This window comes from Micromonospora tarensis (assembly GCF_016803395.1).
Lineage (GTDB): Bacteria > Actinomycetota > Actinomycetes > Mycobacteriales > Micromonosporaceae > Micromonospora > Micromonospora tarensis.
The window spans coordinates 1-22,184 of sequence record NZ_JAEVHL010000019.1 but is presented as its reverse complement, the minus strand read 5'-3'; the positions used below and the strand labels follow the sequence as shown (position 1 = coordinate 22,184).

Sequence of the window (22,184 nt, the reverse complement as noted above, 5' to 3'; positions counted from 1 at the left end):
GCCGAACTCAACCGACCCGCTGGGCCAGCACCTGACCGGGCCAGGACCCGGACCGGAAGGTCTCGGTGGACGTGAACCCGTGGCGCTCATAGAAGGTCACCAACTCGCCACCGCCGCCCGCCCAGCAGTCGACCCGCAGGAGGGGTACACCGGCTCGCCGGGTCTCCTGCACGGCGTGTGCCAGCAGGGCCGACCCGAGGTGCCGACCGGCGAATCGCCGGTCAGAGACCAGGAGGCGGACGTAGCGCTCCGGTTCTTCCGCAGGCGTGATCGGTGCACGCGGGTCGGGACCGGAGTCCAGGACCAGGGCCGCGGCCGGCGTCCCATCAAACTCCGCGATGTACGGGAGGTTCTCGGTCATGTAACGATCGACCAGCTCGGGCCCTCCGGGCTTCTCGGAGAACGGGGTCGTGCCCCACTGTTCGGTGTTGCCGCGATCGTTCATCCAGCGCACCGCGGAGTCGAGCATGGCCAGTACGGCGGGCGCGTCGGCCGGGCCGCCACGTCTGATGCGTACGCCGCAGGTGGTGTTCTCCATGCCGGAACTCTAATGACGTTGTCCGGGTGCTCCGTCATCAGCGGTGATGATTCCACGCCCCGTCGGCACTGACTTGCCGCAACGCCTCGACGATCTCGTCGCGCAGCCGCATGGCATCCGTTCCGCTGCCCAGGCGGTTGGGCAGCGTCTTCAAAGGATCTTGGCGTCGGATCGGGTAGCGCGTGGGTCGTCGTTAGGAGTTGTCTGACGTCGAGCGGGAGGCGCTGTCGCGGCATCTGCCGTCGACGGTGACTGGGGGTCGACCTCGCGTCGATGACCGGCGGGTGCAGTGCCACAGCGTGGCGACCCGCCACGATAAGACAGCAACGTCGATCCAGGCCACCGTCACCGCCGCCGCGCAGCTCCACCGCCGAACCGGCGTCGTGGCGTACCTGTCGTACCCCTCTGTGACGCTTCGGGTCATGGCGACGTTCGTTCTGATCCACGGTGGCGGGGGCAGCGCGTGGGACTGGCATCTCCTGGTCCCCGAGTTGGCCGACCGGCACCACGACGTGGTGGTGCCCGAGCTGCCCATCGAGGACCGTTCGGCGGGGTTCGCCGAGTTCCGCGAGACCGTCGTCAGCGCGGTCGGCGACCGGCGTGACCTCGTGGTCGTCGGCCACTCGTATGGCGCGTTCACCGCGCCGCTGCTCGCCGACCGGCTGCCGGTACGGCTGATCGTCCTCCTCACGCCGATGGTTCCGAAACCCGGTGAGCGGCCCGGGGACTGGTGGGACAACACCGGATACCGAGGCGCCGAGGGGCTCAGCGAGGAGCAGCAGTTCTACAACGGCGTGCCGGCGGAGGTCGTCGCGGAGGCTGCCGCGCACAGCCGGGACCAGGTCAGCGCGGAGTGGAACGAGCCGTGGCCGCTGGCCGCCTGGCCGGACGTGCCGACGACGGTGCTCGTCGCCCGCGACGACCGGTTCTTCCCGGCGGACTTCCAGCGCCGGGTGGCCGCCGACCGGCTCGACGTCACTCCCGACGAGATCGACGGGGGCCACGCGGTGGCGCTCAGCCACCCCAGGCAGCTCGCCGACCGGCTGACCGCGTACCTGGGCGGGTGACAGACCGCCCTCACCGGTCGGTCGTCGACCCGAGACGGACGTGCCGGTCGTCCGCGTCCAGCACCAGGCTCGTCGGCCACTGCTCCCAGGTACGACCGAGTCCCCGGTGCTGCGGCGAGCCCTCGTGGACGAAATTCCGGACGCTTTCGATCATCAGGTTCGACAACCTCAGTCGTCCCGGCTGGTTCTGCTGACTGAAGGCGTAGGAGAACACCGTGCGCCCGAAGGTGCCGAACACGAAGGGCAGGTCGATCGCGTGTACGGCGCCGTACACCTGGTCGAACGGCGCGGGCTCCTGGTTCCAGTCGAACCGGTAGTGATAGAGCGATCGGTTCCCGCTGCGGGCCAACGCGTTCAGGGAGTCCCGGTTGATGCCCGTGAAGACAGCTTCGGTCAGCGCTCCGGCGGCATCGTTCCAGCCCTGGGGCTTGTCCACCGGAAGGTAGTCGTCCTTGAGCAGATCGGAGACGGTCAGGTTACCCGGGTTGTCGGGGTCGAACAGGTACTGCGCCGTGAACCGGTCGTAGTCACTCGGCTTGTGCGCTCCGACGGCGCTGCCGAACAACTTCCCTTCCTCGAGGGTGTTCCCGGCCAGTACGGGCACGTCGCGGCCGACCCCGGACTCGAGCACGGCGTACGGGTCCGAGGGGATCACCGCGCCGTCGGCGATGACCGCTGGTGTGGCGTCGAGTTGGTGCCGGACGAGCACACGTACCAGGTCGTCGGCGGACAGCGAGCGGAGCAGATCCATGCCGCTCCTGCCCGAGGAGGGGTGGTCGCTCTCCGCGGCCTGCATGACGCGGTCGGCGTACGCCCTCGCGACTGCCACACTTCGGGTGCTCAGGCCACCGCTGAGCGGGATCGCCTTGTCGACCATCGCCCGCGACAGTGGGGAGACGAGCAGCGACCAGACATTCACCGCGCCCGCCGACTGGCCCATGACGGTGATGTTGTCCGGGTCGCCACCGAACGTGCGGGCGTTCCGGTCGACGAAGCGGAGCGCGTCGACCAGGTCGAGAGTACCGAAGTTGCCGGACGCGGACAGCGAGTCGTCCCCTGCGCTTCCGGCGTTCAGCCAGCCGAAGATCCCCGTCCGGTAGTTGACGGTGACGACGATGGCCTGGGCACGCCTGGCCAGTTCCCGACCGTCGTACATCGGATCCGCCGAATACCCGACGACGTTGCTCCCGCCGTGGATGAAGAACACGACGGGTAGGTCTCGCTTCGCCGTCGACGGGCGGAAGATGTTCAGCGTCAGGCAGTCCTCCGCACCGACGGGCTGCTGCAACCCGTCGCGTACCGCCAGGTCGTAGAACGGCCCGTTCGGGGACGGGCTGAAGAAGCGGCCCGGCTGGGCGCATCCCGACCCGTACTGCTGGGTGCGTCGGGCCTGCACCCAGGGTCGGTGGGGCTTCGGCGGCCGCCACCGGAGATCGCCCACCGGCGGCTCCGCGTACGGGATGCCCAGCCACGAGTACGTACCGCTGGACCGGCCCTCGTCCCGCCCGACGATCGGACCCAGCGTCGTGTGGACGAGGGTCGAGCCCTTTCCGGGTTGGACAGGCTGGGCGGACGCGCTGGTGACCGGCATCGTCGTCAGCAGCGCGAGCGCAAGGACGATGCCGAGGAACGCGCGGAGCGGAGTTGACCTCGTACGACGACGACGCCCGGACGGTTCGCGGACGACGGTGGCCCTGGACCACACAGCAGGCATCGGCACTGCCTCCCTGATTCGGGCGTGGCACGCGGTGTCGCGCTACCGCCGCATTGTTGCCATCGCGTGCCATCACTGTTACACGCATCGTTGAACGGGTGCAAGGGCCGCGGCGCGTGGCCCACCGAACGAAGGATCACCCAGCACAGCCCCGACGCGGCACTCGGTCCTGAGTCGTCGGTCAGGTGACGGGGCATCCACGACAGTCGTTCCACACCGGACGGATCCCCGGCCCGACCCTTGCGAGCACCTGTGACGCATGGCACAGTATTGGCACTCAGTGCCGTATCTAGGCGACCTGGCGGCACAGCGTGCTTAGGCAGGAGATCCGCTATGAACCAAGTGCTGCGAGTTCGTAGAAGATTGAGACGGTCCTCCGCCGCCCTGGCGCTCGTCACCACGTTCCTGGGCGCGACGGCGGTCATCGGGTCCACTCCGGCCACCGCCACGGCGGGCACGACGCCGGCATGCGCGGAATTGGCGGGGAGCGAAATCCCGGCCTCGGCGATCAGTCTGCCGACCAGGGGCGGCCGCGTCGGGTCGGCGAACCTGGTGACCCAGACCGTGAGCGGCCAGACCGTCGAATACTGCAGCGTCGGTGCGTCACTCTTCCCGGTCGACCCCACCGCGCCGGACATCAGGCTGCAACTCGCCATGCCGCTCGACTGGAACCACAACGCCCTCATGTTCGGCGGCGGCGGATACAACGGGACGATTCCCGCCATCACGCAGAACGTGCCATTCGGGCGCCCCGACCAGCCGGCGCCGCTGGCTCGCGGGTACGCGACGTTCGGCAGTGACTCCGGTCATCAGGCGGGCCCCGCGGGGTCCCTCGACGGGTCCTTCGGCATGAACGACGAGGCCCTCCGCAACTTCGCCGCCGGCGACGCGCTCAAGAAGACCCACGACGCCGCCAGGTACCTCATCCGTCGTGGCTACGGTGCAGGGCCCGGTCGAACGTACTTCGCGGGCGGCTCGACAGGCGGTCGTGAGGCCCTCGTCGTGGCGCAGCGGTGGCCGGACGCCTTCGATGGCGTCATCTCCGCCTACCCGGCCTGGAACAACACCGCGGAAGTCCTGCAGCTCGGACACCTCGCGCAGGTGATGTCGCGTCCTGGCGCATTCCCCGGGCCCGAGAAGCAGACCCTTCTCTACGACAGCGTCATGGCGGCCTGCGACGGGCGGGACGGTCTCCAGGACCAGATCATCTCGAACCTCGACGGCTGCCACTTCGATCCGCGAGCGCTGCGCTGCCCCAGCGGCGCCGACACCGGTCCGACCTGTCTCTCCGACGCGCAGCTCACCTCGGTGGTCGCGGCGTCCACGCCGTTCAAGTGGCCGTACCGGATCGCCAGCGGTGAGCGGTACTACCCCGGCTTTCCGCTCCTCTCCGGTGCCGACATGAGGACGCCGGTCCTCGGATTCGGCACCTCCGCGCCCGCCAATCCCATGCCGGTGACGAGTGGCTACGGGGTCCAGTACTGGGACCAGTGGGTGAAGTTCTTCCTGACCAGGGACCCCGGCCACAACTCCCTCGATGTCGATCCCCGACGACCGGGAAAGTGGCTTCCCCGGATCAGCTACCTGTCCACCATCCAGGATCGCAACAACTCGGACCTCCGTCCCTTCGCGCGCTCCGGCGGGAAGCTGTTACTCCTTCACGGCGCCGCGGACGAGTTGGTCTCCCACCGTTCGACGAACGACTACTACCGGCGGGTGCTCGACACGGTAGGGCCTCGGCAGAGCTCGGAATTCATGCGGTACTACCTCGTACCGGGCGCGAACCACGCCAACGTCGGCGCACCCGCCTTCGCTGCCAACTGGGACTCGCTCACCGCTCTGGAGCGGTGGGTCGAGAAGGGACAGCCGCCCGTCAAGCCGGTGGCGGTGGACGGCAGGAGCGGCCGGACGCGCCCGCTCTGCGAGTACCCGGCCTGGCCAAAGTACCGATCGGGCGACCCCGAGAGCGCCCAGAGCTTCAACTGTGTGCGTTGACGTCGTCCGACAACGTGCTGTGGCCGTGCAGGAGATGGACCGAGAAGGGACTGACATGCCTCGACCGCCAGCACCGCGCGACGCCGGAGTCAGCGCAGCCGAGTTGACAACGGGTTCGGGTGCCGGGCACCCGGCCGACCATGTCCGCTCCCCCGCAGGTCACCGGGGAGGAAGCCGCGTGACGACGAACGGCCGGGTGGCGCTGCGCACGCAGGCCCTGACGAAGGTGTTCCGCGGCTTCCGCGCGGTCGACTCGGTGGACCTGGTGGTCCGCGAGGGCGGCGTACACGCGCTGGTGGGTCCCAACGGGGCGGGAAAGACCACGTTGTTCAACCTCCTGACCGGCTTCGTGTCCCCGACGTCCGGCGCGATCACGGTGTTCGGCGAGGACGTCACCGGCCAACAGCCCGAGCAGGTCGCCCGCCGGGGCGTGGCCAGGTCGTTCCAGATCACCAGCCTCTTCGAGACGCTGACCAGCCGCGAGCACGTGGAGCTCGCTCTTCAGGGGCTCACCCGTCAGGGGTTCCGGTTCTGGCGATCGGAGAAACTCCTCGGCGGCAATCGCGCCCGGGTGGACGAACTGCTCACGCAGGTGGGGCTGATGGCGCTGGCGGACAGGCAGGTCGGACTGCTCGCCTACGGGCAGAAGCGGGCGCTGGAGCTGGCACTGGTGCTGGCACTGGACCCACGGGTGATGCTCCTCGACGAACCGACGGCCGGGATGGGTCTAGAGGACATCGACCGCACGATCGAGTTGGTCCGACGCATCGCGGCGGGTCGCACCGTGGTGTTCGTCGACCACAACATGCACGTGGTCGGCAGCCTGGCCGACCGGGTGACGGTGCTGCAACAGGGGAGGGTCCTCGCGGAGGGCGCCTACGACGAGGTCCGCAACGACGAGCGGGTCATCACCGCCTACCTGGGTGAGGCCGACAATGCTTGAGGTCACCGGTCTGAAGGCGTGGTACGGCGAGGCGCAGGCGCTGCACGAGGTGAGCGTGCGCGTGGGCGAGGGCGAGGTCGTCACGCTGGTCGGACGCAACGGCGCCGGCAAGACCACAGTGGTGCGGTGCCTGATCGGCCTGCACCGACAGGTCAGCGGCGCGGTCTCCTTCCTCGGCCGCGATGTCACCCGCATGCCGGCCCATCAGCGGGCCCGCGCCGGCATGGGCTGGGTCCAGGACGACCGTGGCATCTACGCGAGCCTCACCGTGGAGGAGAACCTGCTTCTCCCACCCACCGTTTCCGAGCGGGCCTGGACGCTCAAGCAGGTCTACGAGGCGTTCCCGGAGCTCGCCGGCCGCCGCAAGGCCGGGGGCACCACGTTGTCGGGTGGTGAGCAGCAGATGTTGGCCATCGCCCGGGCCCTCCGGACCGGTGCCCGCCTGCTGCTGATGGACGAGCCCTCCGAGGGTCTGGCCCCGGTGGTCGTGGCCCGGATCCGGGAGATCATCCGCCAGATCAAGGCCACCGGCGCCGGCGTGCTGCTCATCGAGCAGAACGTCGCGTTCGCGGCCACCGTGGCCGATCGGCACTACCTGCTCAGCCAGGGCCGCGTCGTGGAAACGCTCGACAACTCCGACTTCCGGCAGCGCGAGGGCGAACTGCTCAAGCATCTCGGCATCTGACCGGTCGAGCAGACGACGCGACGCATCCGACTCCACCCGAGGAGACCACCATGAACAGCAAGCAGATTCGGGCCGGCGCCGCGGCCATGACCGGAGTCCTGCTCCTCGGCGCCTGCGGTGGCGGCGGCCCCGGCGGCTCCGGAGGCGACTTCACCGACGGCAAACTGGTGCTCGCGATCCTCAACGACCAGTCCGGCATCTACAAGGACGCGTCGGGGCCCAACTCCGTCAAGGCCGTGCGGATGGCGGTCGCCGACTACAAGGAGAAGTACGGCGACAAGGCGGTCGTCGACGACATCGAGGTGACCTCGACCGACCACCAGAACAAGCCGGACATCGCCAACACCAAGGCGAAGGAGCTGTACGAGCGGGGCGGCGCGGACGTCATCCTCGACGTACCGACCTCGTCCGCGGCCCTGGCCGTCGCCAACCAGGCGAAGAGCCACAAGAAACTGTTCCTCGACGTCAGCGCGGCGACCACCGAACTGACCGGCGGCCAGTGCAACAAGTACACCTTCCAGTGGGCGTACAACACCTACATGCTCGCCAACGGCACCGGCACCACCGTCACCCAGAACGGTGACAAGAAGTGGCACATCATCTACCCCGACTACCAGTTCGGCCAGGACATGGCCAAGTCCTTCACCGAAGCGATCAAGGGCGCGGGCGGCACGGTGCAGGGCACCATCCCGACACCGTTCCCGAACGACAACTTCGCGACCTTTCTCACCAAGGCCGGCAGCACCAATCCCGACGTGATCGGCACCATGCAGGCGGGCGGCGACCTGATCAACGTGGTCAAGCAGTTCAACGAGTCGGGGTTGAAGGACAAGGGCATCAACCTGGCCGTCGGTCTGATGCTCATCACCGACATCCACTCCCTGGGCGTCGACCAGTTCGCCGGCACGATGTTCACCGACGCCTGGTACTGGAACATGGACGCCGAGTCGCGCGGGTGGGCGGACCGGTTCCGCGACGAGACCGGAACCCGCCCGACCTTCGAACATGCCGGCAACTACTCCGCCGCGCTGCAGTACCTGGAGGCGGTCCAGGAAGCCGGCACCGACGACGCCGACGCGGTCGTCGGCAAGCTCGAGAACAAGAAGATCAATGACGTGTTCCTGCGCAACGGCGAGGTCCGCGCCAAGGATCACCTCGTCGTCCACGACGCGTACCTGGCTCGTGTCAGGGAGCCGTCGGAGGTCAAGGAGCCCTGGGACTACGAGGAGATCGTGACCACGATCCCCGCGGCGAAGGCGTTCCCGCCCGCCGAGGCGTCCGCCTGCTCGATGTGAGCGGGTGATCCGGTTTCGTCAGGCCCAGGCGTCCCCCGGCGCTCAGGGTCAGCAGCGGGAGAGGAACCCATGAACGCACTGCTGCAGTACGCCGTACAGGGCCTGGCGGCCGGCAGCTTCTACGCGCTGGCCGCCCTGGGGCTGGCGATCATCTTCGGCGTCCTGGGTGTGGTGAACTTCGCCCACGGCGCGTTCTACATGCTCGGCGCGGTCACCGCGGCCGTCCTGCTCGACACCCTCAACCTCACGCTGTGGTGGTCGCTGCTGGTGGTGCCGGTGCTGATGTTCGCCTTCGGCGTCGTGGTGGAGCGGCTGTTCGTACAGTGGCTGCTCCGGCTCGACGCCCTCTACAACTTCCTGCTCACCTTCGGGCTCACCCTGGTCCTCGTCGAGTTGGTCAAGCAGAAGTACGGCGTCTCCGGTCTGCCGTACAAGCCGCCGAAGGCGCTCCAGGGACGCGTCGACCTGGCCGGCGTCGTGCTGCCCCGCTATCAACTGTTCGTGTTCCTGTTCTCGGTGGCGATCTGTGTGCTCGTCTGGCTGGTGATGACGCAGACCAGGGTGGGCATGATCGTGCGAGCGTCGACCGAGAAACCCGAGCTCGCCCGCGCCCTGGGCATCAACGTCGGTCGCTGGGTGACCCCGGTCTTCGGCTTCGGCGTCGCGATCGCCGGACTGGCCGGCGTGCTCGCCGCACCCTTTCGCGCGATCACTGCCGACATGGGCAACAACTTCGCGATCATCCTGTTCGCGGTCGTGGTCATCGGAGGGCTCGGTTCGATCGTCGGGGCCGTGGTCGCGGGGTTCCTCGTGGGCCTGGTGGAGGCGTTCGGTCAGGCCTACGCCCCGACGTTCGCGCAGATCCTGATCTTCGTCCTGATGGCCCTGGTCATTCTGGTCCGTCCCGCCGGGTTGTTCGGACGCAAGGAGGCAACGGCATGACCCAGTCCACGGTTACCCAGGCCCCGGTCACCGAGGCGCACCCGCCCGTCGCCGCGACCGACCCGAGGCTGCGGTGGGTGCTGCTCGCCGCCGGCCTGGTGGCAGCGCTGGCACTGCCATGGTTCGTCTACCCACCGGTGGCGATGGACATCGTCGCGATGGCGTTGTTCGCGATCGCCCTGGACATCCTGCTCGGCTACACGGGTCTGCTCTCCTTCGGACACGCGGCGTTCTGGGGCAGCTCGGCCTACGTGACCGGCCTGATCGCGACGCACTACGGTGTGCCGTTTCCGGTGGCCGTCATCGGCGGCGCGCTGTTCGCGATGGTCCTCGCCCTCCCCGCCGGGTATCTGTCGGTGCGCCGGTCCGGGATCTACTTCGCGATGGTGACGCTCGCCTTCGCGCAGATGGTCTACTTCGTCGGATACCGGTGGAGTGACCTGACCGGCGGTGAGAACGGGCTGCAGGGCGTACCCCGGCAGTTCTTCGGCATCGATCTGGTGGAGACGGATTCGTTCTACTTCTACTACGCGGCCCTGCCGATTCTGCTGCTCGGCATGTGGGCGGCCTGGCGGATCGTGCACTCGCCGTTCGGACGGGTCCTGGTGTCGATCCGCGACAACTCCCAGCGAGCACGGGCACTCGGCTACGAGGTGGACAGGTACAAGGTCGTCGCCTTCGTGCTCTCCGCCGGGCTGACCGGCCTGGCCGGCGGCGTGTTCGCCATCAACCACGGCTTCGTCGCGCTGACCGAGCTCCACTGGAGCACCTCCGGCGAGGTCGTGCTGATGACGGTGCTCGGCGGTATCGGCACGCTGTGGGGAGGCATCCTCGGTGCGTTCCTGGCCGTGATGCTCGCCGACTACCTCGCCTCGTCCGGCTTCGACGGTATCGACCTGGTCACCGGCTCGGTCTTCGTCCTGGTGGTGCTGCTGTTCCGCCGCGGACTCTGGGGTACCGTTCGGCATCAATGGCTGGTCTGGCAGCAGCGCCGCAGGTCGCGTCGCGCGTCGGCCAGCGCCGACCCGACGAGGCGCGAGCCGTGAGCCGCCGCAGGCGCGGCACAGTGTCACCGAGGCCGGCAAACCTCACGATGCGCGGGAACGGCACTTCGCGCAACACCAGATCAGGAGAGGGCACCTGTCGGTGACGTCGCGCAGAATACTCGAGACCAAGTACCGGATCTCCGAGACGGCAATGGCCCTGTTCCTCGAGGAGGGGTACGCGAACGTCACCGTCGAAGCCGTCGCCGAGGCGTCGAGCGTGTCCCGCCGCACCGTCTTCCGACACTTCGAGAGCAAGGACGAACTCGCGTTTCCGGACCATACCGAGCGCCTCGGGCTTGTCGAACGATGCCTGCTCGAGGCCACCGCTGACCCGGACCCGGTGGAGGCGGTCATCGCGGCCACGGAGGAGTCACTGCGCGATTTCCTCAGCCGACCCGAGCTCGTCCTCCGGCGGTACAAACTGACGCGTGTCGTTCCGGAGCTACGCAAGCGGGAGGTCATTGAACACGAGCGGTACGTGGCACTCACCCGGTCGTTTCTGCGCGACCACCTGCCGGCCGACGCCCCACCTTTCCAGTCGACGGCCCTCGCCGCCCTCATCGACGCGATCCACCGATCCGCGCTCGGTAACTGGGTACGCAGCGGCGGCGCGACCGATGCCGTCGCCGAGGTGAAGGCGGGCATGGAATGGGTCCGTCGCCTGATGGCCCACCAGTCGACCTACTCCACCTCGCCGCTGCTGCTCGCGTCGTTGCCGGACACGCCGCACAATCGCCGCGTTCTGACCTCGTTGCGGGACGCGGCCGAGGAGGTGCTCTAGTCGTGGCGGACGAGACCACGGACGAGCATCGCAATCTGACCTTCGACTTCGTGGGGCGAACCGCGATCGTGACCGGAGCGGCGCGAGGGCTCGGGCTCGAGTTCGCCCGCCTCTTCCACCGGTCCGGTGCGACGGTGTTCCTGGTCGACGCCGACGCCGACGCGGTCCTGGCGGCGGCGGACGAGTTGGGCGCGGTCGGTGTCGCCTGCGACGTCACCAACACCGAGGCCGTGGAGGCCCTGGTGAACCGCGTGGTCACGACGACCGGTCGCCTGGACATCATCGTCAACAACGCCGGCATCCTCCGCGACCGCCGACTGTGGAAGCTGTCCGACCAGGACTGGACCGAGGTGCTCGACGTCCACGTGGGCGGAACCTTCCGGCTGACCCGCGCCGCGGTTCCGGTGTTCCGGCAGCAGCGGTACGGCCGGGTCATCAACGTGACCTCGTACACCGGCCTGCGCGGCAACATCGGGCAGGCGAACTATGGTGCCGCGAAGGCCGGAATCATCGGTTTCACCAAGACCGCGGCCAAGGAGCTCGCGGCGTTCGGCGTCACCGTGAACGCCATCTCACCCAACGCGGAGACGCGGATGATCGGCTCGATTCCCGAGGAGAGACGTCAGGAACTCACCGCCGCCATCCCACTCGGTCGGTTCGCGGCGCCCAGCGAGATAGCCGCGGCCACCGCCTTCCTCGCCTCCGCGGAGGCCGGCTACATCACCGGCGTCGTCCTTCCCGTGGACGGAGGCATCTCGATCTGAGCCGGCTGCCCCCTCACCATCGGACGCTCGTCGGCATGTCCTCCGCTGACCTCGTCGGACGCTCAGGTGGTCGCCGGGCGGTAGTCCATGCCGTTGACCCCGGGCGACAGCTGAGCGGCGTACCTCCTGTCGACCGTGGTGTCGGCGTCCTCGTCGATCTCGAAGCCGATGAGGGCGCGCTCGAACGGCACGTCGTCGTACACCCGGACGGCGATGTCGGCCAGCCAACGGTCGAGTGGAGCGCGCCACGCCAGTGACTCGACGCCGCTGCGGTGGTCGAAGGGGTACCCGCCGATCCGGTCATCGGTCCGCTCAAGCACGCCGAGCGGCAGATGGAGCTCAAGGCTGTCGACGCCCTCGTACCGGTACGCATAGCTGCCGCAGACCACGCGGTCGCCCGACGGGAGGGTGAGCGTCCCGCGCAGGTGCCCGTCCACCGTGAACGCGTCCGCGCCGGGAGCCGTCTCGACGAGGCCGGGCCCGACGCGGCATTCTCGCACGTCAGCGGCCCGCCACAGGGAACGCACGGCTCGATCGAAGCGGGCGTCATCGGTCGCGCCGAGGACGAGCAGCAGTTCGTAGAACCCGCCGGTCCAGTTCTCGGGGTCGCTCAGGTCGTCCGTGGCGATTGGCCGCACCGGGGCCTCCTCGGCAGTGTGTGAATCCGACGATTATGTCCGTGGGAATACGCCGAGGGGTTGGAAGAGCGCATCCACCAGGTGATGCAGCTACGTGAGTGCATCGCTACTATGGGTCAGCAATCCAGAGGAAGGGATCGTGCCCGCGTGCGATGTCCCGTCACTGAAACCCCGCCGAGCTGCGCGCCGGTCCGATCCGCGTCCCGCGCGACCGATCGGCTCACCCGACGGATCGTGCTGATCGCCGTCGCCATCGGGGCCGGCCTCCTCCTGGCTGCCTTCTTCCAGAGCCCAGCCGCCGCGGACCGGGCCGGCAGCGGTTCCGTCGACGAGAGTCATCTCCCGATCGGCGACCTGATCAGGCCGGTCGTGCAGCTCGACCGGCACAGCCAGCTAGGTGCCGACGGACACCAGCACCGTCCGCCCCTGGCCCGACCGGCGAAAGCCACCGGCGCCGCACGCCAGGCGATCTCCCCGAGGGTGCCCCGACGGCCGGCGGCCGGCCGGCCCGGCACCGCGCCACTGCCCGGGAACGACGCACCCGTCCGGTCTGGCGCGGAGCGCGAAAAGCCTCGGCCCGCCTCCGACGCCCGCGCGAGTCAGCATCCGGCTCGCGGTGTCGACCCGCTGCGGCCGGCGGCCCACCACACCCGGCAGCCGTCCTCAGTGCTGCCGGCCTTCGGGCACGAGCTGGCCGACTGGCCCACGGTGGGCCTGATCGCGACTCCGCTGCCACAGGTCGTGGGCGTCCTGCCGATCGGGGCCGTCGTGACGGCGCTGGGCCGGCTCACCGATCCCGTTCTGCCGCCGCTTCCCGGCGTGGTGGTCGCGCCGCCGCCGCTGCCCGCCGCGCCGACGCCCCGCCCGGGTCCCGCACCGGGGGCCGACCCGGTGCACCGATCCGCGCCGACCCGTCCGGCGACCTGTCCGCCGACCTCGCAGGCGACGCCCGTGCGTTCGGAAGCGGTGCCGGGCGCGCCTCCGCTCGCCTCCGTTCGCGATCCGGTGCCCCGATCGACGCCGACCGGACAGCACGCCGTACGGGAAGGTCCGGTCACCGCCGAGACCGACGTGCCGAGCCCACCCGTCGCGCCTCCTGACCAGGATGCCGCTGGTGTCAACGACGGTTCGCCGTCCGGGGCGGGGTTGGTCCGGCCGGTCGGCCGACCGCCCCGTGCCGGTGTCGAGCAGCCCGATGACCTCGTGCCGCTGACCATGAGGAGCAGAACGCTGTCCGTGATCGTCCGACCAGGCTGAGGCGGACCGACCGTCCCCGGGTGCCCCGCATCGTCGGTGCGCCCGCTGGCGTGGTCGATCGGCACTCGTGCACGTCGTCGTGGCGGTGCCGTGGCCGATGTCCGTCCGTCTGTCGCGCACGACCGGCTCCGGTGAGCCCGTGGTTGATCCGGGTCGGTAGCCGTCGTGACGCGCGCCCGAGATCGGAGAAGCGTGGTGATCCACGTTGTGGTCGCAGAGGACATGGGTTTGCTGCGCGGTGCGCTCTGCGCCGCGTTGTCAGGTGAGGAGGACATGGAGGTGGTCGCCGACGTCGAGGGTGTCGGCGAGTTGTTGACAGTGGTCCGGCGGTACCGACCGCAGGTGGTGGTGCTGGCACTCACGCCGGAGCTGCCCGACCCGGTGGAGGTGGTCACCCGGATCGGCGTCGAGGCACCGAACGCGGCCGTCCTGGCGATGAGCCCCCGGTGGAGCCCGGCGCTGGTGGAGGCGGCGTTGGCGGCCGGCGCACGCGGTCTGGTCGGTAAGGACTGCTCACTGGCGGAGTTGGTGCGGTCGATCCGCGCCCTCGCCACCGGGGAGCGGGCGATCGACCCGGCCGCCGCGGTGGCGGTGCTGAGCCCGCCGGAGATTCCGCTCACCCCGCGGGAGATGGACGTGTTGCGGATGGCTGCCGAGGGTTCGCCGCTGAAGGAGATCGCCGTCCGGCTCTATCTGGCACACGGGACGGTGCGCAACCACCTGTCGATGATCCTGCGCAAGACCGGGGCTCGCAACCGCACGGAGGCGGTGTGGCACGCGCGGCGTAACGGCTGGTTGTAGCCGCCGGTGGCGGGTCCGGGGAAGGTGCCCGGCCCACCGCCGTCGCCGTGCGGAACCGTCCCAGGCGTGTTTGAATTCTGACGTTGTGTGATCGTCATCGGAGTACGGGAAGGTCGCCGTGATCCGTACGCTGCTCGCTCTCGACGGTGCCCTGGTGTTGGGCGCGCTGTCGTTCGTCCTCGCCGCCGAGGAGGACATCCGTGTGGTGGCGAAGGTGGACAGCGGGGACGCGGTCTCCGCAGCCGTTCGCGCCCAACGCCCCGACGTGGTCGTGGCCGACCTGGACTTCGTCGAGGGGTTCGAACCCGGCCGCCTCGGTCCGTGTCCCGTGCTGGTGCTGGCCCACCCGCGCCGGGCCCGTGGGCTGCGCGGCATCCTCTGCGCGACCCGCACGGTCGGCATCCTGCGCAGCGATGCCGCCCCGCAGCGGGTGATCGACGGAATCCGTCGGCTCGCCCGTCGGGAACCGGTGCTCGACGCGGAACTGGTCGTCGCGGCGCTGCGCCCCGACGGGCCACTGACCAGCCGCGAGACGGAGGTGCTGAAGCTGACGGCGGCGGGGGCGCCGGTAGCGGAGGTCGCCGTGTCACTGGGGTTGACCCGTGGCACCGTCCGCAACCATCTCGGTCGGATCGCCCGCAAGGTGGGCGCGCGGACCCGGGTGGAGGCGGTCCGGAAGGCCGGCGAGGCGGGCTGGATCTGATCGACGCAGGCGGTTCAGCGGCGGTTCAGCCCCGCCGCGCCGACACCGCCCGGGCCGGCGTCGCGGGGTCGTCCCAGCAGCCGACGAGCAGCCGGTAGGTGGCCGAGCGGACCATCAACTCCTCGTGCGTCCCCAGCACCGGTTCGGCACCGTCCAGGACCAGCACCCGGCGGGCCCGCAGCGCGGAGCTGATCCGGTGCGCGATCACCACCAGGCTGCCGGGACGCTTACCGAAGGCGCCCTCGACGACGGCCTCCAGCGCCGGGTCCAGGTGGCAGGTCGCCTCGTCCAGGATCACCAGTGGGGCGGGTGCCAGCCAGGCCCGGGTCGCCGCGATGAGCTGCCGCTCACCGGCGGAGAGGAGCGCCGGCGTGACCGGCGCGGCGAGGCCGCCCAGCCGGGTCGCCAACGGACGCGCGCCGACCGCGTCGAGAGCGGCCTCCAGCGTGGGGTCGTCGGCGTCCGGCCGCAGATAGCGCAGGTTGTCCGCGAGGCAACCGCTGAACACGTACGCCTCCTGCGGCACCAACACCCGCATCCGGGCGAGGACGGTCGGCTCCACGCCGGCGACCGTCGCGCCGGCCAGCCGGACCGTGCCCGCCTGCGGGGGCACCAGGCCGGCCAGCAGAGCGGCCAGGGTGGACTTCCCCACGCCGCTCGGGCCCACCACGGCGAGGTGATCCCCGTCGCGGAGCGTCAGCGAGAAGTTCCGGAGGACGGGCCGGGCGCGTGGACCGTAGCCGAAGGTCACCGCTCGCACCTCGACGGCCGGTGCGCGGTGGTCCGTGTCGACCGGTGGGGGCGGGGTGGCGGAGCCGGGCCGGCGACGACCCTCGACCGCCGGATAGACGCCCAGCAGGTTCTCCAGGGTGACCGCGTAGCGGAGCCCGCCGCCACCGAGGCCCTGCACCAGGGTGTGCAGCGCCGGCTGCAAGCCGGTGGAGACGTAGATCAGCGCGCCCAGCACCGCGCCGGCGGTCAGACCGCGCTGAACCAGCCACGGGGTGGCCGAGAGCAGCACCACCAGCGGCGACCAGCCACCGATGCCGAGGCTGAGGCTGCGGATCGCCGCCATCCGGGCGAGGGCGCGTTCCGCGGCTGCCTGCGCCGCCACCTGGCCTTCCAGGTCGGCTGTCACGCGTGCCTGCGCGCCGCAGGCCAGCACGTCGCGGTGCCCGGCCAGCGCCGCCGCCGCCGACTGGCCGAGCTGCTCACCGGCGCGGACGTACACCCGCTGGAGGGCGACCATCGCCGGCAGCGCGGCGAGGAAGACGGCCAGCCCGACGACGAGCGGCGCGGCGGCCAGCGCGGCGACCACCGGCGCCAGGGCGAGCAGACCGAGCAGCGCCGCTCCGGCGGAGAAGAGGAAGCCACGGGTGACCATCAGCAGGCCGGCGAAGGTGTCGCGGACGATCTCCACCTGGTGGGTCAGCCGGGCCAGCGCGGCGCTGTCCGGGCGACCGCCGGCCCTGGTGGCGTCGCCCAACGCGCCTCGGACCACCTGATCGACCAGCTCGTCACGGAACGGCTCGACCACGGCGCCGAGGCTCCGGTACGTCCGGCCGGTGGCCGCCGCGCCGACCAGCACCGCCACGGCGAGCGCACCCAGCCAGGCCAGGCCGTCGAACAGGTGCCCGGCCAGGAAACCCTCGTCGACGGCCCGGGCAACCAGATAACCGGAGAGCAGCGCGGGCAGCGACTCGACCATGGACCAGCCGCAGAGGCCGGCGAGTTGCCGGCGGCGGGACCGCAGCGCCCGCCAGGTCGCCCGGCGTACGCCGACCCGACTCACGGCGCACCGCCGACCGGCTGGAAGACGGCCCGGTAGTCCGGATCCGCCCAGAGCCGCCGGTGCGGTGCCAGGCCGCGCAGTCGGCCGCCGTCCAGCCAGGCGACCAGGTCGGCGGCGGCGGCCGTCGCGGTGCGGTGGGTGACCACCAGTCGGGTACGCTCACCGGCCCGTCCTGTCACCGCCTGGGCGATCCGGTGTTCGGTCGCGCTGTCCAGGCTGGACATCGCGTCGTCCAGGATGAGCAGTCGCTCGGCGGCGAACGCCCTGGCCAGGCCGAGACGTTGGGTCTCGCCGCCGGAGAGCGGGGTGTCCGTCAGGGGGGTGCGGTACCGGTCGGGGAGTCGGTCCACCACGTCGGCGACCGCCGCCATGCGGGCCGCCCGGAGGACCGCCGACGTGGCCGGGGTGCCGTCGGCTGGCGGCGTCGCCGAGTCCGTCGGCAGTGCCAGCCCGATCGCGTCGTGCACTGTCGCGCCGACCAGCACCGGCCGGTCGAAGGCGTAGCCCACGGCCCGGCGCAGGGCGGCGCGGCCGAGGTGGCGCAGCGGCACCCCGTCGAGCAGCACCTCCCCGGCGTCCGGGTCGTGCAGCCGTCCCGCCACCGCGGCGAGGGTCGACTTGCCGGCGCCGGACGCTCCGACGACGGCGACTGTCGCGCCGGCCGGTACGTCCAGGTCGATCCGGTCCAGGATGGGTCGGCCGTCGTCGGCGTGCACGCTCACCTCGCGCAGGCGGAGGGCGCCTCCGCCGGGTGGGAGGGTCCGGTCGCGTCCGGCGCGGCAGGCTGGGCCAGCAGTTCGGCGACCCGGTGCGCGCCCGCCCGGCTGCGCACCAGGTGGTTCAGCGTGGCGAGCACACCGCCGAGCCCGGCGCCCATCGCCGCGTATCGGACGGCGGCGACGAGTTGCCCCGGGGTGAGCCAGCCGGCGGTCAGGGCGTACCCGCCGACCGCGATGACGCTCAGGTTCAGCAGCGGCGCCACCGCCGAGGTGCGCGCGCTCGCCCGGGCCAGCAGCTCCCAACCGCGGTGGCCGTGCCGGCCCAGCTCTGGCAGGGCCGCCAGCACCCGGTCCTGCTCACGACGGGTGGCGCCGGCGGCGGCGATGGTCCGCGCACCGGTCAGCGACTCCTGGAGTCGGCCGGCGATGTCGCCGAGCACCCGTTGGTATCCGGCGGTCGCGGCCGAGGCGTCGGAGACGAAGGCGCGCATGAGCACGGCGAGCAGGCCGAGGCCGGCGAGCAGGGTGACCCCGAGCAGCGGTTCCATGATGGTGAGTGCGACGACGCTGCCGAGTGGCGGGAGCACCGCCACCAGGGCCAGCACCACGGCGTTGCCGGCCTGCCCGGCGTCGGCGGCCTGGCTGACGAGCCGTCCGACGAGGTCACCCACGGGGTGCCGGCGGGTGGCACGCAGGTTCAACGCGAAGAGGTGGCGCAGCAGGTGGCGGCGCAGCCCGGCGGTGGCCCGTGCCGCGCCGAACCCGCTGGCCAGGTCGGTCACTGTGTCGACGCAGACGAGGACGACGACCAGGCCGCAGGCGAGCAGCGCCCACCAGCCGGGGCCGCCGCCGAGGGCGGCGTCGACGGCGCGGCCGAGGGCCGCGGGCAGCAACAGTTCGGCGGCCGCGCCGAACAGCGCGACCGCCGCGAGGCCGATGGTCCAGCCGCCGCCCGCTCGGACCGTCCGCCGTAGCAGCCGGTCCCCCGCGTCGAACGTCGCATCGGTCCTCCCGGTGCGACGCGGATGCCCTGGGTGGGCACGTCTGCCCACCCAGGGCCCGCGTTCTGCGATGGATCAGTTGCAGGTCGTGACGGAGAGCGAGCTGTCGCCGCAGAGCAGCAGGCTCGCCCGGCTACCACCACCGGTGCGGTCGGCCGGAGCCATCTCCAGGCCCTGGAGGTCCAGAAGTGCCATGTCGTTCACCTCCCTTCCATCCGTTCGCTGATCAAATCGCCCCCGCGCTCGCGGGGGAGTCTCTGCGCGCCCGGCAGGGGCGCGAGAAAGGGCAGCGCCGGCGGCTCGTCGTGCCGCGCGCAGGCCAGCGCGTACAGCACGCCGGCGGTGCCGGTGCCGAAGTCCATGGACAGCCGCAGCAGCTGCTCCCCGGGGAAGGCGGTCCCCTCCCGGTACGGCAGCGCGTGCCAGCTCAGCCGATCCACCTGCGCGGCGAGTTCCCGGCGGTCGGCGTCGTCGGTCGATGCGGCCAGGTAGGCGATGATGCCGGCCCGGCCGGCGAAGAGCCCGGACTGCGCGTAGAAGGGGGACCGCGCCGCGCGGCGGATTCCCGCGCTGGCCTCGGCGAACCGCTCGTCGGCGCGGTGGCGCAGGTACTGGTCGAGGACCAGTCCGATACCGACACTGCCGTGCGCCAGGTACGGCATGGTCCGCCAACCCTCGTTGACCTCCAGCGCGCCGTCCGGGCGCAGCACACACCGGCGCAGGTCCTGGCGCAGCGCCGTGGCGGCGTGCCCGAGCAGCCCGTCGTCGCCGGTCAGCTCGGACAACCGCAGCAGCATCAGCGCCGGTCCGGTCCGGCCGCGTAGCAGGCCGGCGTACGGGTTCCGGCCACCACTGATGTCCGGCCCCGGGTCGTCGGCGAGTTTGTCGATCACTCGCTCGGCGGCCCGCCAGGCGGCGTCGCGCAGGGCCGTCTCTCCGGTCCTGGCGGCCAGCTCGGCCAGGTTGAGGGCGATCCCGGACAGTCCGCTGGCCAGGCTGTGGTCGAGTCCGTCCAGGGGCTCCCCCAGGCAGATGTCGAGCACGTCCAGCGCGTCCTGCCGCCGTCCGAGGTGTTCGAGGGCGTACGCGACGCCGTGCAGGCCGTCGTAGAAGCCGCAGCGGGTGCCGGACGGGGGCGCTGTCGCCCGCCGGACCAGCCAGTCCTCGTGCTCGGGCCAACGCCCGGCGCCGCTTCGGTCGAGCGCGTACAGCACTCCCGCCGCCCCGTGGGCGAGGTTGAGACCACCGCTGCGGAACTGCTCGATGTCACCGGGGAAGAGCCGATCGGCTCGTTCGGGGGTGGCGCTGGCCAGGATCGCCGTCGCCAGCCGGTCCCGGGTGGTGGGGGGCCAGTCGTGCCCGTCCGGGGTGCCGGTTGGGTCCGCGGTGACCGGCTGGCCGCCGGTGATCTCCTCGACGGCCGGGTCGAGGAAGGACCTCGGCACCGGGAAGTTCGCGGCGATGATGTCGGCCAGGTGCGCGACCTTGCTCGGGGCGAGCCGGACCAACTGGGTCAGTGGCAGGAACAGCGCCAGCCGCAGGCACGCCAGGGCGTACCTGTCGACTGCCGGACCGGTTCGGTCGCGCGGCGCCGCGAAGCCCTGGTTACGCAGTCCGGGGCGCCGGTGTTGCGCGATCGGGGCGGCCACCTCGAAGTCGACCAGGACGACCCGGTCGTCCGGTCGGACCATGATGTTGAACAGGTGCAGGTCCCCGTAGACCAGACCACGCTCGTGGATCGCCGTCACGACGGTCTCCACCTGCTGGTGGATGTGCCGGGCCCAGTCGACGTACGCCTTCCGGTCGTCGTCGGTCGCGTCGGCGTCGGCGTCGATCAGGGGGTACCGGTCGACCAGCACCTTGTTCAACGGTCGGCCCTCGATGAATTCGAGCGCGAGGAACCGGTGCTCGCCGAGGCTGAACTCGTCGTGCACCCGCGGCACCTGCGGCAGGTCGGCGAGTTGCCGCAGCGCGGCCGCCTCGAGTGCGAGTCGCGCCACCGCGTCGTTGCCGTCGGCGTCCAGGCCGGCGTGCGGCCGGGCCTCCTTCAACACCACCTCGACGCCGGTACGCAGGTCCCGACCGACGTACAGCCCGCCACCGTTCGAGAAGTGGATCACTCGCTCGATCCGGTACGGCACCTCGTTGGTGCTGGTGTCGTTGCGGGCGGCCAGGTGCGGGCCGAGGAAGTCGGGCAGGGTGATCCAGGAGGGTACGTGGAAGACGGGTTCACGGCGGTCCGGCACCAGCGCGCCGGAGTCGTCCTCGATCGCCGGCACCACCTGGCCGTCGGCCGAGTGGCAGTAGCGGGCGGCGAAGCCCCCGTAGCGCACGTAGACCGGGCCGGTGCCGTAGCGGAGGTCACTGAGGATGTACGGCCCCGGCTCGCCGGTGAGCAGTTCGTCGAGCTCCTTGCAGGTCAGTTCCAGCTCCGCGTCGTCCTGCGGGTAGACAGTGATGAACTTGCCACTGGCGGCCCGGGCGGCGTACTTGGAGTTGCGCATGAGCAGGGTGCGCGGCCCGGCCAGGAACTTGAAGGACAGGCCACGGGGGACGCAGTAGTTCCAGACCGCGTCCAGCACCCGCTCCGCGTTCGCCAGGCCCGCCGAGACGTGGATCTTCCAGCCCTGCTGCGGCAGTGAGCCACCGTCCGGCGCGTAGATCAGCCAGTCATCGAGCGACTCGCGGCGCCAGCCGGCCGGCACCGGTCGGTCGGCTGCCGGGAAGACGGGCTGCGCGACGGCGCTGCCGAGCGAGTCGTAGAACAGCCGATCCGCGGCGCAGTAGCTGTCGTAACGTTCGTCCATCGTCTCGCCGCCTCTCGCACTCGGCCGGCTGTTGTTCCGGCGTTGAGTCGAGTCTCGTCCACGGGACACGGCGAGCCCCAGTGCACTTAGTCACGACGTTCGATGCGTGGCGCACAGGTACTCATGACATTAGTCAGGCCCGCACGACGTGCCGCGCGGTCAGGGCGGATGCCCGTTCGACGGAGATCACGCTGGCGGATCATCGCCCCAGCGTCGCCCGTTGTCGGGAGCCGAACCACGCGCGCCCATGCCAGCCTGACTTTCACCAACTTCGATGTCCTGGTCCCGGCTCGACGAGGAGCCGTCGCGCACCGTGGACAGTGACGGGAGGAGACTTCATGCGCGGACGCAGATGGGCGACCCTGGCGGCGGCGGTGGCGCTCGCCCTGGGCGGGCTGATCGGGATCGGCGCCGGTCCGGCGGCGGCCGACCCGCCGGGCGGCACGCTGCGCGGCGTCTACTACGACGGCCAGTTCTGCAACAGCTACGGCAGCGAGGGCGCCCAGACCGGCCTGTGGAGCTGGTACTACTGCGAGTACCGCCAGTACGGCCCCACCGGCCCCGGCTACTACTTCCTCTGGACCTTCACCTACTAGGTGTAGCGCCCAGCACCGTTGTTGACGCGGGTGATGGGTGGTTGTCCGGCGAGGGCGGTGTGTCCGCGGTGGTGGTTGTAGGTGTGGAGCCAGGCGGGTA

21 protein-coding genes and 1 pseudogene are annotated in these 22,184 nt (G+C 70.8%); 13 read left to right on the top strand and 9 right to left on the bottom strand.

Annotated features, from left to right (window positions below):
• Positions 1 to 7 precede the first annotated feature (7 nt).
• The gene (locus JM949_RS07035; RefSeq protein ID WP_203147627.1) at positions 8 to 538 is read right to left on the bottom strand and encodes a GNAT family N-acetyltransferase; all 531 of its coding nucleotides are present in this window, start codon (positions 536 to 538) and stop codon (positions 8 to 10) included.
• Positions 539 to 960: 422 nt separating this feature from the next.
• On the opposite strand from JM949_RS07035, the gene JM949_RS07030 reads away from it, so the two are divergent.
• Positions 961 to 1,605 (top strand): alpha/beta fold hydrolase, encoded by a 645-nt coding sequence (locus tag JM949_RS07030; RefSeq protein WP_203147626.1) that lies wholly within the window; start codon positions 961 to 963, stop codon positions 1,603 to 1,605.
• Positions 1,606 to 1,615: 10 nt separating this feature from the next.
• On the opposite strand, the gene JM949_RS07025 is transcribed toward JM949_RS07030, so the two are convergent.
• Positions 1,616 to 3,319, bottom strand: coding sequence for a carboxylesterase/lipase family protein (locus JM949_RS07025; protein ID WP_203147625.1), 1,704 nt, complete (start codon positions 3,317 to 3,319; stop codon positions 1,616 to 1,618).
• 252 nt (positions 3,320 to 3,571) lie between these two features.
• Between JM949_RS07025 and JM949_RS07020 the strand changes: the two genes are divergently transcribed.
• From JM949_RS07020 to fabG, 8 genes are all read left to right on the top strand, one after another.
• Complete coding sequence (locus JM949_RS07020) at positions 3,572 to 5,314, top strand: tannase/feruloyl esterase family alpha/beta hydrolase (RefSeq protein ID WP_203147624.1); 1,743 nt, start codon at positions 3,572 to 3,574, stop codon at positions 5,312 to 5,314.
• A 178-nt stretch (positions 5,315 to 5,492) separates the two neighbouring features.
• Positions 5,493 to 6,257 (top strand): ABC transporter ATP-binding protein, encoded by a 765-nt coding sequence (locus tag JM949_RS07015; RefSeq protein WP_309232041.1) that lies wholly within the window; start codon positions 5,493 to 5,495, stop codon positions 6,255 to 6,257.
• The gene (locus JM949_RS07010) at positions 6,250 to 6,942 is read left to right on the top strand and encodes an ABC transporter ATP-binding protein (protein WP_203147622.1); all 693 of its coding nucleotides are present in this window, start codon (positions 6,250 to 6,252) and stop codon (positions 6,940 to 6,942) included. The genes JM949_RS07015 and JM949_RS07010 overlap by 8 nt, the downstream gene beginning before the upstream one ends.
• A 50-nt stretch (positions 6,943 to 6,992) precedes the next feature.
• Complete coding sequence (locus tag JM949_RS07005; protein ID WP_203147621.1) at positions 6,993 to 8,237, top strand: ABC transporter substrate-binding protein; 1,245 nt, start codon at positions 6,993 to 6,995, stop codon at positions 8,235 to 8,237.
• A gap of 69 nt (positions 8,238 to 8,306) precedes the next feature.
• Positions 8,307 to 9,179: a branched-chain amino acid ABC transporter permease gene (locus JM949_RS07000; protein ID WP_203147620.1), complete on the top strand. Its 873-nt coding sequence runs from the start codon at positions 8,307 to 8,309 to the stop codon at positions 9,177 to 9,179.
• Positions 9,176 to 10,225 (top strand): branched-chain amino acid ABC transporter permease, encoded by a 1,050-nt coding sequence (locus JM949_RS06995; RefSeq protein ID WP_203147619.1) that lies wholly within the window; start codon positions 9,176 to 9,178, stop codon positions 10,223 to 10,225. Before JM949_RS07000 ends, JM949_RS06995 begins: the two co-directional genes overlap by 4 nt.
• A gap of 100 nt (positions 10,226 to 10,325) precedes the next feature.
• On the top strand, positions 10,326 to 11,006 hold the full coding sequence (locus JM949_RS06990; RefSeq protein ID WP_203147618.1) for a TetR/AcrR family transcriptional regulator: 681 nt from the start codon (positions 10,326 to 10,328) through the stop codon (positions 11,004 to 11,006).
• A 2-nt stretch (positions 11,007 to 11,008) separates the two neighbouring features.
• Positions 11,009 to 11,770, top strand: a complete 762-nt coding sequence (gene fabG, locus JM949_RS06985) for a 3-oxoacyl-ACP reductase FabG (protein ID WP_203147617.1) — start codon at positions 11,009 to 11,011, stop codon at positions 11,768 to 11,770.
• A 62-nt stretch (positions 11,771 to 11,832) separates the two neighbouring features.
• Here fabG and JM949_RS06980 read toward each other — a convergent pair whose 3' ends face one another.
• A complete protein-coding gene (locus JM949_RS06980) occupies positions 11,833 to 12,408 on the bottom strand; it encodes a hypothetical protein (protein WP_203147616.1) in 576 nt (191 codons plus the stop codon).
• Positions 12,409 to 12,642: 234 nt separating this feature from the next.
• Between JM949_RS06980 and JM949_RS06975 the strand changes: the two genes are divergently transcribed.
• From JM949_RS06975 to JM949_RS06965, 3 genes are all read left to right on the top strand, one after another.
• Positions 12,643 to 13,665 carry a hypothetical protein gene (locus JM949_RS06975; protein WP_203147615.1) on the top strand — a complete coding sequence of 341 codons (1,023 nt, stop codon included), beginning with the start codon at positions 12,643 to 12,645 and terminating at the stop codon, positions 13,663 to 13,665.
• Positions 13,666 to 13,857: 192 nt separating this feature from the next.
• The gene (locus tag JM949_RS39015) at positions 13,858 to 14,466 is read left to right on the top strand and encodes a response regulator transcription factor (protein ID WP_203147614.1); all 609 of its coding nucleotides are present in this window, start codon (positions 13,858 to 13,860) and stop codon (positions 14,464 to 14,466) included.
• A 118-nt stretch (positions 14,467 to 14,584) separates the two neighbouring features.
• Positions 14,585 to 15,169 carry a response regulator transcription factor gene (locus JM949_RS06965; protein WP_203147613.1) on the top strand — a complete coding sequence of 195 codons (585 nt, stop codon included), beginning with the start codon at positions 14,585 to 14,587 and terminating at the stop codon, positions 15,167 to 15,169.
• 25 nt (positions 15,170 to 15,194) lie between these two features.
• Here JM949_RS06965 and JM949_RS06960 read toward each other — a convergent pair whose 3' ends face one another.
• Genes JM949_RS06960 through lanKC form a run of 5 tightly spaced genes read right to left on the bottom strand, consistent with a single transcriptional unit; the run spans position 15,195 to position 21,488 of the window.
• Positions 15,195 to 16,961, bottom strand: coding sequence for an ATP-binding cassette domain-containing protein (locus tag JM949_RS06960; RefSeq protein WP_203147612.1), 1,767 nt, complete (start codon positions 16,959 to 16,961; stop codon positions 15,195 to 15,197).
• A complete protein-coding gene (locus tag JM949_RS36610; protein WP_309232040.1) occupies positions 16,958 to 17,683 on the bottom strand; it encodes an ABC transporter ATP-binding protein in 726 nt (241 codons plus the stop codon). Before JM949_RS36610 ends, JM949_RS06960 begins: the two co-directional genes overlap by 4 nt.
• Entirely contained in the window at positions 17,680 to 18,732 is a 1,053-nt protein-coding gene (locus JM949_RS36605) for an ABC transporter ATP-binding protein (RefSeq protein ID WP_309232039.1), read from the bottom strand. The genes JM949_RS36610 and JM949_RS36605 overlap by 4 nt, the downstream gene beginning before the upstream one ends.
• Positions 18,733 to 18,756: 24 nt before the next feature.
• The gene (locus JM949_RS06950; protein ID WP_013734295.1) at positions 18,757 to 18,876 is read right to left on the bottom strand and encodes a SapB/AmfS family lanthipeptide; all 120 of its coding nucleotides are present in this window, start codon (positions 18,874 to 18,876) and stop codon (positions 18,757 to 18,759) included.
• Positions 18,877 to 18,881: 5 nt separating this feature from the next.
• Positions 18,882 to 21,488, bottom strand: a complete 2,607-nt coding sequence (lanKC, locus tag JM949_RS06945; RefSeq protein ID WP_203147611.1) for a class III lanthionine synthetase LanKC — start codon at positions 21,486 to 21,488, stop codon at positions 18,882 to 18,884.
• 338 nt (positions 21,489 to 21,826) lie between these two features.
• Between lanKC and JM949_RS06940 the strand changes: the two genes are divergently transcribed.
• Positions 21,827 to 22,084, top strand: a complete 258-nt coding sequence (locus tag JM949_RS06940) for a hypothetical protein (protein ID WP_203147610.1) — start codon at positions 21,827 to 21,829, stop codon at positions 22,082 to 22,084.
• Here JM949_RS06940 and JM949_RS06935 read toward each other — a convergent pair.
• Positions 22,081 to 22,184 (bottom strand): annotated as a pseudogene (locus tag JM949_RS06935) (IS481 family transposase); the annotation flags it as partial. The gene JM949_RS06940 and the pseudogene JM949_RS06935 sit on opposite strands and share 4 nt — an antisense overlap.

What these genes read in the sequence shown, in the direction of transcription:
- JM949_RS06950 (WP_013734295.1), bottom strand. Translation starts at nt 18,876, where the DNA reads ATGGCACTTCTGGACCTCCAGGGCCTGGAGATGGCTCCGGCCGACCGC.
- JM949_RS07025 (WP_203147625.1), bottom strand. Translation starts at nt 3,319, where the DNA reads ATGCCTGCTGTGTGGTCCAGGGCCACCGTCGTCCGCGAACCGTCCGGG.
- JM949_RS07000 (WP_203147620.1), top strand. Translation starts at nt 8,307, where the DNA reads ATGAACGCACTGCTGCAGTACGCCGTACAGGGCCTGGCGGCCGGCAGC.
- JM949_RS06940 (WP_203147610.1), top strand. Translation starts at nt 21,827, where the DNA reads ATGCGCGGACGCAGATGGGCGACCCTGGCGGCGGCGGTGGCGCTCGCC.
- JM949_RS07035 (WP_203147627.1), bottom strand. Translation starts at nt 538, where the DNA reads ATGGAGAACACCACCTGCGGCGTACGCATCAGACGTGGCGGCCCGGCC.
- JM949_RS07005 (WP_203147621.1), top strand. Translation starts at nt 6,993, where the DNA reads ATGAACAGCAAGCAGATTCGGGCCGGCGCCGCGGCCATGACCGGAGTC.
- JM949_RS07030 (WP_203147626.1), top strand. Translation starts at nt 961, where the DNA reads ATGGCGACGTTCGTTCTGATCCACGGTGGCGGGGGCAGCGCGTGGGAC.
- lanKC (WP_203147611.1), bottom strand. Translation starts at nt 21,488, where the DNA reads ATGGACGAACGTTACGACAGCTACTGCGCCGCGGATCGGCTGTTCTAC.
- JM949_RS07010 (WP_203147622.1), top strand. Translation starts at nt 6,250, where the DNA reads ATGCTTGAGGTCACCGGTCTGAAGGCGTGGTACGGCGAGGCGCAGGCG.
- JM949_RS06995 (WP_203147619.1), top strand. Translation starts at nt 9,176, where the DNA reads ATGACCCAGTCCACGGTTACCCAGGCCCCGGTCACCGAGGCGCACCCG.